The sequence below is a fragment of the Vibrio sp. OPT46 genome, from assembly GCF_015163535.1.
In the GTDB taxonomy this organism is placed as follows: Bacteria; Pseudomonadota; Gammaproteobacteria; order Enterobacterales; family Vibrionaceae; genus Vibrio; species Vibrio alginolyticus.
In genome coordinates this window covers 1-283 of the sequence record NZ_JADDYG010000836.1, presented here as the reverse complement: position 1 = coordinate 283, position 283 = coordinate 1, and the positions used below count along the sequence as shown (strand labels likewise).

Sequence of the window (283 nt, the reverse complement as noted above, 5' to 3'; positions counted from 1 at the left end):
TTTACCTCTACTGTTAGCTTGGGGTGTGGTAACTGTCCTCTAGCCAGCATTTGAATAGGATTTCCTGTTCGTTTTGTAGTGGTTTCTTTATTACTTTTTTCATACGCTACTTTGGGTGATATTGAAGACTCCCAGTAAAGAAGGTCTACTGGAAGAGCGCATAGAAATTGTAGAGGTTTCCGTGTCTTGAACTCACCGTGAACTAAGCGCCTTTGTGCATATGAGTAAATTAGATCCTTTTCTGCACGAGTGGTGGCCACATAGAATAGCCTAAGCTCTTCAT

Annotated in this window: 1 protein-coding gene; it reads right to left on the bottom strand. The window is 41.7% G+C overall.

What is annotated here, in order from left to right; all coding sequences use genetic code 11:
• A partial coding sequence (locus IQR33_RS34815; RefSeq protein ID WP_228014208.1) for a hypothetical protein occupies positions 1–283 on the bottom strand: 283 nt, incomplete at both ends.